The sequence below is a fragment of the Streptomyces sp. CT34 genome (genome assembly GCF_000805335.1).
Lineage (GTDB): Bacteria > Actinomycetota > Actinomycetes > Streptomycetales > Streptomycetaceae > Streptomyces.
In genome coordinates, this window is the sequence record NZ_KN708638.1 from 4,473,756 (window position 1) to 4,482,667 (window position 8,912).

An 8,912-nucleotide genomic window follows, 5' to 3' on the forward strand; every position below is an offset into this window, starting at 1 on the left:
CGGCCCCGCCGCCGGCGCCCCGGCCGAGCGCCCCGGCGCCCGAGGCCCCCGGCGGGCAGTACGGGCCGGGCGGTGGCGGGAGCCAGGGTGCGCGGATGGCCCGGGAGGCGGTGACCTCGCCGGCGTCCGCGGGCGGCGGCCAGGGCGGGCCCCCGGCGGAGCCTTCGTACAGTCCGCCGGAGCCGCCGATGGCGATCGAGTACGACATGCCGGCCGAGGACGATCCGGACCTCGTCGACTCGGCGCTCAGCGGTCATGAGCTGATCGTGCGCGAGCTCGGCGCGACGGTCGTCGAGGAGTTCAACAACGAGTGACGCGGAGTCACGGATGAGGGGGAGTGGCAGCGGTGGGTGATCGCGAAGTTTCGCTTCGTACGGGCATATTCGGCCGCATATGACCTGTGGTCGATCCATGGATGACCCGTGGATGGCCCCTGTGTGACCCGTATATGCCCGGTCTGCCCGGAGCCGTTGAGGTGCGGGGCGGGCGGGGTGTGCGGGACCTGAGGGGAGATCCGCGCTCCTCCCTGCGGCGTAGGGCGCGGGGCCCGGGAAACACGTAGGCTCGGGCTACCGCACCAATCGTTGTCGTATGGCAGGAGTCACGTCGTGATCCCCGGTGGTCAGCCCAATATGCAGCAGCTGCTTCAGCAGGCCCAGAAGATGCAGCAGGACCTCGCAGCCGCCCAGCAGGAGCTGGCGGAGACGCCCGTGGAGGGCTCCGCGGGCGGTGGCCTGGTCAAGGCGACGGTGACGGGCTCCGGTGAGCTCCAGGCGCTGGTGATCGACCCGAAGGCGGTCGACACCGACTCCGCGGAGGACACCGCCGAGACCATCGCCGATCTCGTCCTCGCGGCGGTCCGGGACGCCAACGCCAGTGCCCAGAAGCTCCAGCAGCAGAAGCTCGGCCCGCTCGCCCAGGGGCTGGGCGGCGGTGGCATCCCCGGCCTCCCCTTCTGAGGAGTAGCCAACTAGCGTACGCAGCACGGCAGAAGAGAGAGAAGACGTTCCGTGTATGAAGGCGTGGTCCAGGATCTGATCGACGAGCTGGGCAGGTTGCCCGGCGTCGGTCCCAAGAGCGCGCAGCGGATCGCCTTCCACATCCTTCAGGCCGAGCCGACCGATGTCCGCCGGCTCGCGAACGCGCTGATGGAGGTCAAGGCGAAGGTCCGGTTCTGCACCGTGTGCGGCAATGTCGCGCAGGAGGAGCAGTGCCGGGTCTGCCTGGACCCGCGGCGCGATCCGGCGGTCATCTGCGTCGTGGAGGAGCCCAAGGACGTCGTGGCGATCGAGCGGACGCGGGAGTTCCGCGGCCGGTACCACGTCCTCGGCGGGGCGATCAGTCCGATCGAGGGCGTCGGCCCCGACGACCTGCGGATACGGGAACTGCTGGCCAGGCTCCCGGGCGGCACGGTCACCGAGCTGATCCTGGCCACCGACCCGAATCTGGAGGGCGAGGCCACGGCGACGTACCTGGCCCGCATGATCAAGCCGATGGGCCTCAAAGTGACGCGACTGGCCAGCGGACTGCCGGTCGGAGGCGATCTGGAGTATGCCGACGAGGTCACGCTCGGGCGGGCCTTCGAAGGGAGGAGACTTCTCGATGTCTGATGCCACGCTGCACAACGCGACACAGAACCCGGACGACTTCGCCGTTTCGATCTCGGACTCGATCGAGAGCTTCATCGTCGCGGTGACCGAGGTCGCCAAGGGCGACGAGCCGGACAGCGCGGTGCCCTTCCTGCTGCTGGAGATCTCCCAGCTGCTGCTCACGGGCGGCCGGCTGGGGGCCCATGAGGACATCGTTCCCGACGAGCGCTACGAACCGGACACCGGCCCGGAGCCGGACGTGGACGAGCTGCGCGAGCGGTTCGCTCGGCTGCTGGACCCGGTCGACGTGTACTCCGAGGTCTTCGACCCGTATGTGCCGCGCAGCGAGCCGGTGGCCTCGCGGATCTCCGACGACCTCGCCGACATCATCACCGACCTGCGGCACGGTCTCGCGCACTACCGCGCGGGCCGGGTCACCGAGGCGCTGTGGTGGTGGCAGTTCTCCTACCTCTCCAACTGGGGCCCGACCGCCTCGGCCGCGCTGCGCGCCCTCCAGTCGCTGGTCGCCCACGTACGCCTCGACCAGCCGCTGGACGCGCTGGACGGCCTGGACACCGACAGCGACGCCAACGGGGACGAGGACCGGCTGGCCGAGGAGGCCGGCAAGGTCATGGCGGCGGAGATCGCCGGGCCGCTGGGGCTGCACGAGGTGTGAGCGCCGGGTGACCGCCGGGCTCCGCCGGCGTGGCGGTGTGACCTGAGTTACGTTCCCGTGTGTCCGGGTGTGGAGCGGGCAGGTGCTCGCCGAGCCGGTGCGACGGTGCGCCGCGCGGAGCTGCCGAGGGACGCGGCGTTCACGGTGCTCACCGAGGCGTGATGTCGGTGGGCGAGATGGGCAAGGCGTGGGTTCTGTGTCTCACCATGTGGTAGTAGCGGGGCGCCTGCCGCCCGCTCGTTAGACTGAGCCGACCGCAGTACCCCCGTGTCCGGGGGTCCGGGAGGGATTCCCTCCCGCAGAGACAGTTGCGAGGAGCGCACGTGGGCCTTGTCGTGCAGAAGTACGGCGGCTCATCCGTTGCGGATGCCGAGGGCATCAAGCGCGTTGCCAAGCGAATCGTCGAAGCCAAGAAGAACGGCCACCAGGTGGTCGTCGTGGTTTCGGCGATGGGCGACACGACGGACGAGCTGATCGATCTCGCTCAGGAGGTGTCCCCGATTCCGTCGGGGCGCGAGTTCGACATGCTGCTGACCGCCGGAGAGCGGATCTCCATGGCCCTGCTGGCGATGGCGATCAAAAACCTCGGCCACGAGGCACAGTCCTTCACCGGCAGCCAGGCGGGTGTCATCACCGACTCCGTGCACAACAAGGCACGGATCATCGATGTCACGCCGGGCCGTATCCGGGACTCGGTCGACGAGGGCAACATCGCCATCGTCGCCGGCTTCCAGGGAGTGTCCCAGGACAAGAAGGACATCACGACGCTGGGGCGGGGTGGCTCGGACACCACCGCCGTGGCGCTGGCCGCCGCCCTGGACGCGGAGGTCTGTGAGATCTACACCGATGTGGACGGTGTCTTCACCGCCGACCCGCGGGTCGTGAAGAAGGCCCGGAAGATCGACCAGATCTCCTTCGAGGACATGCTGGAGCTGGCCAGCTCCGGCTCCAAGGTGCTGCTGCACCGCTGCGTCGAGTACGCACGCCGTTACAACATCCCGATCCACGTCCGCTCGTCCTTCTCGGGGCTGAGGGGCACGTGGGTCAGCAACGAACCGCAAGGGGACAGGTCGATGGAGCAGGCGATCATCTCGGGTGTCGCGCACGACACTTCCGAGGCGAAGGTCACGGTCGTCGGGGTCCCGGACAAGCCGGGCGAGGCCGCGCGCATCTTCCGTGCCATCGCGGACTCCGAGGTCAACATCGACATGGTCGTCCAGAACGTGTCGGCGGCCTCGACCGGGCTGACGGACATCTCCTTCACGCTGCCGAAGGACGAGGGCCGCAAGGCCGTCGCGGCACTGGAGAAGACCCGTGCCGCGGTCGGCTTCGACTCGCTCCGCTACGACGACCAGATCGCCAAGATCTCGCTGGTCGGCGCGGGGATGAAGACCAACCCGGGGGTGACCGCGACGTTCTTCGAGGCGCTGTCCAACGCGGGCGTGAACATCGAGCTCATCTCGACCTCCGAGATCCGCATCTCGGTCGTCACCCGGGCCGATGACGTCAAGGAAGCGGTGCAGGCCGTGCACAGCGCCTTCGGGCTCGACACCGAGAGCGACGAAGCTGTCGTCTATGGCGGCACCGGACGATGATTCCGGCCGAGGCGGGCCGTCCGTCCTTCGCTGATCCGGCGAGGGCGGGGGCCCGCACGGCCGCCAGGCCGGATCTCGCCGTCGTCGGTGCCACCGGCGCCGTCGGTGCGGTCCTGCTCGGGATCCTGTCCGAACGGGCCGACGTCTGGGGCGAGATCCGGCTGATCGCTTCGCCCCGCTCGGCCGGCCGCAAGCTCACCGTGCGGGGCGAAGAGGTCGAGGTCGTCGCGCTGAGCGAGGACGCCTTCGAGGGCATCGATGTCGCGATGTTCGACGTGCCCGACGAGGTCGCCGCGCAGTGGGTGCCGGTCGCGGTGTCCAAGGGCGCGGTCGCGGTGGACAATTCGGGCGCTTTCCGGATGGACCCGGAGGTGCCGCTGGTGGTGCCCGAGGTCAACGCGTGTGCGGCCCGGATGAGGCCCCGCGGCATCATCGCCAATCCGAACTGCACCACCCTCTCGATGATCGTCGCGCTGGGCGCGCTGCACGCCGAGTACGGGCTGAGCGAGCTGATCGTCTCCTCGTACCAGGCCGCGACGGGGGTCGGGCAGTCCGGCGCCGAGACGCTGCGGGCGCAACTCGCGGCGGTGTCCGGTACGGACCTGGGCACCACGCCGGGCGATGTGCGGCGGGCGGTGGGCGACACGCTGGGGCCGTTCCCGGCGCCGCTCGCGCTCAATGTCGTGCCGTGGGCCGGCTCCCTCCAGGAGGACGGCTGGTCCTCGGAGGAGCTGAAGGTCCGCAACGAGTCGCGCAAGATCCTCGGGCTGCCGGATCTTCCGGTCACCGCGACCTGCGTACGGGTCCCGGTGATCACCACGCATTCGCTGGCCGTGCACGCGCGGTTCGAGAACGAGGTCACGGTCGCGGGTGCCCACGAGATACTGGCGGCGGCCCCCGGCGTCGTACTGAGCGACGACCCGGCGGAGGGCGAGTACCCGACGCCGGCGGACGTGGTGGGGACGGATCCCACGTGGGTGGGCCGGGTGCGGCGGTCGCTGGACGATCCGCGGGCGCTGGAGTTCTTCGTGTGCGGGGACAACCTGCGCAAGGGCGCGGCGCTGAACACGGCGCAGATCGGGGAGCTGGTGGCGGCCGAGCTGGCGGCGGGGGAGCCGCGGGCGTAGTGGGAGTCCGAGGAGCCGCGGGCGTGGGGGCATCCGGTGGGCCGGCGCGGTCGCCGGGCCCGTTCTCCGTGCCGGCCGGTCCCGGGGCGGGAGTTGGCCGGATGGGGTGTCGTGGGCCGGGGCGCCTGGGACATAATTTGTAGGTCGTGTGAAGATTTTGTGCGCTGGACGCTGGTCCGGACCACTTGAACTGGGCTGATGTTCTGTTCGATTAATCGCTCCCGTGGGCGCTGCAACCGCGCGCCCACGGGGGGCGTCTCTCCGGCCGCCTGCGGGTGGTACGAAGTGTCTGCGGGCTGTTCCAGGGTCCTGGGTGGCGGGGCGAATACGTCGGGACGATTGGGACATTGGGGAAGAGCTGGTACGCATGAGGGCATTTAACGCATCGTCACAAGCGATGCCTTGCGCGTACAACCCTTTTGGGGGGAAGCGTGTCCAACAGGCGTGGCAGAGGTACTCGGTTTCACCATCGCTCCGGCGGGTGCGGCAGGCGCGGCAGTGCGCCCGCAGCTCCCGCGCGTGCCCGGGGGCATGCCGGTGATCGCCCCCTGGCCCGCCGCGCGCCCCGCGCAGCTTCCTTCTCAGCGTGGGGACACTGACGACGCGATGGCAGCGGGCACCACAGTCGACCACCTCACCGAGACGTATCGCGCGCACTACCGCTCGCTTCTCGGCCTGGCCGCGCTGCTCCTCGACGACACCGCCTCCTGCGAGGACGTCGTCCAGGAAGCCTTCATCCGCGTGCACTCCGCGCGCGGGCGGGTCCGCGACCCCGAGAAGACCCTGGCGTATCTGCGGCAGACCGTCGTCAACCTCTCGCGCTCCGCACTGCGCCGCCGCATCCTCGGGCTCAAGCTGCTGTCCAAGCCGATGCCCGACATGGCGAGCGCCGAGGAAGGCGCGTACGACCTGCTGGAGCGCGACCAGTTGATCAAGGCGATGCGTGGACTCCAGCGCCGCCAGCGCGAGGTGCTGGTGCTGCGCTACTTCGCCGATATGACGGAGGCTCAGGTCGCGGAGACGCTGGGCATATCCCTCGGCTCGGTCAAGGCGTACGGATCGCGCGGTATCGCGGCGCTCCGCGTCGCTATGGAGGCTCCGGCGTGAGTGGAGCAGGAGCCGAGCGCGGGACCGAGCTCGGTAGCACGGACGAGACCGGCCGGGAGGCCGGGAGCGGTGGTGCGTATAGGGACGGTGGTGCGGGCGAGAGCGGTGGTGCCGGCGAGAGTGGCGGCGCGTATGAGACTGGCGGTGCCTGCGAGAGCGGTGGCGCGGGCAGGGGTGGTGGCGCCGGGCGGGGCGGTTCTGTGGGCGGCGAGGGGGGCGTGTCCTCTTCGGAGGGGGATCTTTCCTCTTCGGGCTTCGGTTCGGGTTCCGGTTCCGGTTTCGGTCTTGGTTTCGGCCCCGGTTTCGGTGCCGACTCCGGGTCCGGTTCTGACCCCGGTTCCGGCGACGGGGTCGGTTCCGGCGACGGGGTCGGTGGTTCGGCCGGTGGGGGTCTCGGTGGCGAGGACTTCGATGGCGAGGGGTTCGGTGGCGAGGACGAGCTGAGGCGGTTGTTGCAGTCCCGCGTATCCGATCTGGAGCCCGCGCCGGACGCGCTGGACCAGCTGCGGCGCGCGGTACCGGCCCGCCGGCAGCGGCGGCGGCACGTCCTCGTGGGCGCGGCGGCGGTGCTGCTGCTCGGCGGTACGGCGCTCCCGGCGATGGTCCATGTCGCCGACTTCGGCGACGGCTCCGGGGACCGTTCCACCAACACCGCCAGCAGCCGGCGCGCCGATCACGACACCGCGGGTACGCGCGGCGAAGGCAGCGCGCAGGCCAGTACGCGTCCGGCCGGCGCCGACGGCCGGACGCCCGGCAGCGGCCGAACCGCGGCCACCGGGGACCAGGGCGCCGCAACGCCCGGCACGGGCGCGGTCGCCGGCATCGGTACGCCCGCCCCGGACACGACCATGGACGTCACCTCGCCGGCCTGCGGACGCGACCAGCTCGGCCGGGGGACCAGCACGGTCGGTCCGGCGGACTCCGCGGGGCGGGTCTACGGCGCGTTCCGGGTGGTCAACACGTCCGGTTCCGCCTGTTCGGTGCATGGCGGCGGGACCGTCGAACTGACCCCGCAGGGCTCCACGAAGCCGGACAAGGTCCATGTCGTCGACCACACGACGGGCGACGACGCCACCGGGCTGCCGGATCCGGCCACGACCCCTGACCAGCTGGTGCTCAAGCCGGGGCAGGCGTACGAGGTCAAGTTCGCCTGGATCCCGGCGGCGGGCGGCGGCAAGACCGGCTGCGTCAAGCCGAGACCGTCGCCGACCCCCGACCCGTCCAAGGAGCCCGTGGCGTCCCCGGCCGCCGCGGCACCGCCTCCCGACGGGGCCGGCGGCGGCCAGACGGGCAGCGGCGAGAGCTCCGGGGGCAGCGGGGCGGCGGGCGGCGGGGTGCTCCTCAGCCACACCCCGGAGGCCGGCGAACCGGTCGCGGCAAACGCCAAGATCGCGGACGCGTGCGCGGGGACGGTGTACCGCACGGCACCGCTGGCGGCGTCGTAGCGGTGGCGGCGTCGTAGTGGTAGCGGCGTCGTAGTGGTCGTGGGAGTGGCTTCTTCGCGGGGTCGGCTCCTTCGCGGGGTGGATTCGGGTGGTTGGCGTCGGCTGTCGGCTGTTCGTTCTCGGCCGGTGGCTGGCCGCTTCATTGTCATTCGCGGCTGACGGCCGACCGTTGACGGCTATGGCTGTATGGCTGGCCGTTGATGGCTGGTGATTGCCGGCCCGGTGCAGGTCGGTCGTCATCGGCGCAGGTCCAGGGGGCCGGCGTCGCAGCGGGGAGGGGGCGGTGCCGCCGCGCGGTGCCGGCCCCGTACCGTTGGTGGGGTGTACCGGTTCCTGCTGACCCCGCGGTGGTGGGGAATCAACGTCTTCGCCGTGCTGGCGATCCCCTTCTGCATCTTCATGGGCAGCTGGCAGCTGAGCCGCTTCGACGCCCGGGTCGCCACGCACCAGCAGCAGGAGAACCGATCCGCCCGGGCCAAGGCCGCGGCTGCCCGTCCCCTGGACAGCCTGCTGCCCGTCAACCAGGTCACCTCCGGCCACCAGGCCAGCGCCCGCGGCCACTACGACACCGCCCACCAACTGCTCGTACCGGGCCGCACGTTGAAGGGCAAGAACGGTGACCAGCAGGGCTTCTACGTTCTGACCCTGCTGCGTACGGACAGCGGAAAGGCCCTCCCGGTCGTACGGGGGTGGCTGCCCGGCGACGCGAATGTGCCGGCCGATACGACGAAGGTGCCCGCGCCGCCCAAGGGCGAGGTGACGGTCACCGGCGCGCTGCAGGCGTCCGAGAACCAGGGCACGGACGGGGTGCAGGCCGGCGGCGGCCTGCCGCAGGGGCAACTCGGCATGATCAGCGCGGCCTCGCTGGTCAACGTCGTGCCGTACGGCGTCTACGACGCCTGGATCACGCTCACCGACCCGCCGGCCCCGCTGCACGCCGTCCCGCCGGCCGCCGCCGAGGGCAGCGGCCTGGACATGAAGGCGTTCCAGAACCTCGGCTACACCGGCGAGTGGTTCGTCTTCGCGGGATTCGTCCTCTTCATGTGGTTCCGCCTCGTACGCCGTGAGGCCGAGGCTGCCAAGGACGCGGCCCTCGGAATCCTGCCGGAGGAACCGGCAGGCATCGCGGCAAACCCGGAGGCTGCGGCGGATCGGGAGTCTGTGGCGGGGCAGGAGTCTGTGGTGGATCGGGAGTCTGTGGCGGGCCGGGAGGCTGCGGTGGGTCGGGAGTTTGCGGTGGACCCGGAGGCCGAGGCGAGCTCGGAGGATGAGGCGGACCCGGGAGCCGCGGTGAGGTCCACAGCTGCGACGTAGTCCGAAGCCGCGGCGAACTCGGAAGCCGCGACGGGCGAAGCCCCCGCCCCCCCCCCCCC

8 protein-coding genes and 1 pseudogene are annotated in these 8,912 nt (G+C 71.0%); all 9 read left to right on the forward strand.

The window, feature by feature from the left end; genetic code table 11:
• A pseudogene (locus RZ84_RS41415) lies at nucleotides 1-314 on the forward strand (DNA polymerase III subunit gamma and tau); the annotation flags it as partial.
• Between the two features lie 294 nt (nucleotides 315-608).
• On the forward strand, nucleotides 609-959 hold the full coding sequence (locus RZ84_RS19565; protein WP_078893978.1) for a YbaB/EbfC family nucleoid-associated protein: 351 nt from the start codon (nucleotides 609-611) through the stop codon (nucleotides 957-959).
• A 51-nt stretch (nucleotides 960-1,010) separates the two neighbouring features.
• Nucleotides 1,011-1,610, forward strand: a complete 600-nt coding sequence (gene recR, locus RZ84_RS19570) for a recombination mediator RecR (protein ID WP_043265379.1) — start codon at nucleotides 1,011-1,013, stop codon at nucleotides 1,608-1,610.
• Entirely contained in the window at nucleotides 1,603-2,265 is a 663-nt protein-coding gene (locus tag RZ84_RS19575; RefSeq protein ID WP_043265380.1) for a DUF5063 domain-containing protein, read from the forward strand. The genes recR and RZ84_RS19575 overlap by 8 nt, the downstream gene beginning before the upstream one ends.
• Before the next feature lie 323 nt (nucleotides 2,266-2,588).
• Nucleotides 2,589-3,860, forward strand: coding sequence for an aspartate kinase (locus tag RZ84_RS19580; RefSeq protein WP_043265381.1), 1,272 nt, complete (start codon nucleotides 2,589-2,591; stop codon nucleotides 3,858-3,860).
• Nucleotides 3,857-4,987: an aspartate-semialdehyde dehydrogenase gene (locus RZ84_RS19585; RefSeq protein WP_043265382.1), complete on the forward strand. Its 1,131-nt coding sequence runs from the start codon at nucleotides 3,857-3,859 to the stop codon at nucleotides 4,985-4,987. The genes RZ84_RS19580 and RZ84_RS19585 overlap by 4 nt, the downstream gene beginning before the upstream one ends.
• A 531-nt stretch (nucleotides 4,988-5,518) precedes the next feature.
• Nucleotides 5,519-6,094 (forward strand): SigE family RNA polymerase sigma factor, encoded by a 576-nt coding sequence (locus RZ84_RS19590; protein ID WP_063772762.1) that lies wholly within the window; start codon nucleotides 5,519-5,521, stop codon nucleotides 6,092-6,094.
• Between the two features lie 449 nt (nucleotides 6,095-6,543).
• Nucleotides 6,544-7,539 (forward strand): hypothetical protein, encoded by a 996-nt coding sequence (locus tag RZ84_RS19595; RefSeq protein ID WP_241777769.1) that lies wholly within the window; start codon nucleotides 6,544-6,546, stop codon nucleotides 7,537-7,539.
• A gap of 321 nt (nucleotides 7,540-7,860) precedes the next feature.
• The gene (locus RZ84_RS19600) at nucleotides 7,861-8,853 is read left to right on the forward strand and encodes an SURF1 family protein (protein WP_078893980.1); all 993 of its coding nucleotides are present in this window, start codon (nucleotides 7,861-7,863) and stop codon (nucleotides 8,851-8,853) included.
• Nucleotides 8,854-8,912: the final 59 nt, after the last annotated feature.